The organism is Streptomyces sp. NPDC005070, assembly GCF_053600395.1.
Genome location: NZ_JBSFZS010000466.1, coordinates 1 through 1,627, shown reverse-complemented (window position 1 = coordinate 1,627; position 1,627 = coordinate 1). Strand labels below are relative to the sequence as shown.

Below are 1,627 nucleotides of genomic sequence, written 5' to 3'. Positions count from 1 at the left end.
GTGAAGACATCCCCGGAGCCCGGTCTATGGAGTCGTGCTGGTCAACGACGGCGGGAAGACGTCGTCACGCTTCGGGCTGCAAGGGCTCCACCAGGCACCGCCGACAGTCGCCGCGTTCACGAACTGGCCCCCGGCCGTCCGCACAGCCGGGGCAGCACGACGGTCAGCCCCCACGGTCCTATGGACTGACGGATGATGCGCAGGATCTGTTCCCGCTCGGTCAGGTGCGCAGGTCGCCCGTTCTCTGCGCACGCCAGGTCCGGACCCGATTGCGCAACTCCACCCGCTCCCCGGCTGTGACCAGAACGGATGCCACCACAACCACGCAGACAGCATCAGCAGACGCCGCCGCAGCACTGTCTGCCCGGCCGGACTCGTTCACGGCGGCTCGCGCGCCGGGCGTGCGGCGGCGGGACCGACAGACGTCCGCCGACCGTGACACTGGCCCTTGGCTGACCTCAGCGAATGTCGGCGCAGACCGGATCGCTGGTAGGCAGGGCAGCGGCGACGTTCATCAGGCAGATGCGGACCATCTGGCTCAAGCGGGCCAGGTGCAGGGCCGATGCGTCGTCGTAGATGAGCACCCGAAGAGCGTCGACGTGAAGCTGGTCGTCCTCGTCGAGGCGTGGCAGGCCGGCAAGGAGCTCGTGTGAGGGGCGTGTGGTAGCCGTGGCTTCGATGTCCGCGAGCCGAAGCCGTTGCACCAGGGCTTCAGTGCCGGTTTCTCCCTGGGCGACCGCGTCCAGGACGAGGGCGTGGATGCTCAAGGTGAGCAGCGTCTTCAGCAGTGCCTCTGCGGTGGCGGGGGCCATCGACCAGGTCCGGAACCGCTCGAAGCGGTCGACGCGTTCCCCGGGGATACGGTCCACGGCCTCCAGGATCCGCTCGCTGCACGTCACACACGCCGTCCAGACGTCCACGGTGGTCGGTCTCGCCTTCGTCGATCGGATCAGGGCTGTGCGGGGGTTAGAGGCAGCGGGCCTTCAGGACGGCTCCGCTCACGTCCGCGTTCGCGGTCTCGCCGTAGTAGATGGAGCCGATCACGCGTGTGCGGTAGCTGTACAGCGGATCCGAACTCCGGTACTCGCAGGTGAAGGAAGCCGTGGTCGTCCGGTACGGCGGCGGGCAGGCGTACTGGCGGCTGGACTGCGCCACGGTAAGCCACCGGCCCGGGCCGGGGTTGTACCACTCGATCTCCGACTCGCTGTTGCACGAGAACGGCGCATGAGGTGTGCAGCTCTTGATCCCGCCCACGCCAGTCATCTTGTTGGCGCTGTAATTCGGCTTCTCCGCACGGTACGTGCAGAAAACCGTGTCGCTGGCTGCGCCGTCCAGGGACGCCGACACCTCCTGCTCGACGGGACCGGAATCTGGCTCATCGGCAGCTCTGGCGACGGTAGGCCCGAGCGCTACGAGCGTCGCCGACCCAGCAATGGCGATTCGTTGCATCCGGCCTCTTCGGGACAAGGAGTCCTCCTGGCGACAGGGATCATCTAGTTGATCGCAGTTCACGCTAGGAGTGGACCCTGGACTTCAGTAGGTGCGTTCGGGTCAGTTATTGAATCCTCCCCCAGCTGAAGCAGGGGGATTCCTGGCTCACGCTGCCTGCGGGTCCGGCTGCTGGACG

At 66.9% G+C, this 1,627-nt stretch carries 2 protein-coding genes; both read right to left on the bottom strand.

Annotated elements, in window-relative coordinates:
* Positions 1–458: 458 nt before the first annotated feature.
* Complete coding sequence (locus ACWEBX_RS40305; protein ID WP_451889661.1) at positions 459–869, bottom strand: hypothetical protein; 411 nt, start codon at positions 867–869, stop codon at positions 459–461.
* A 97-nt stretch (positions 870–966) separates the two neighbouring features.
* On the bottom strand, positions 967–1,254 hold the full coding sequence (locus ACWEBX_RS40300; RefSeq protein WP_451889660.1) for a hypothetical protein: 288 nt from the start codon (positions 1,252–1,254) through the stop codon (positions 967–969).
* Between the last annotated feature and the right edge of the window lie 373 nt (positions 1,255–1,627).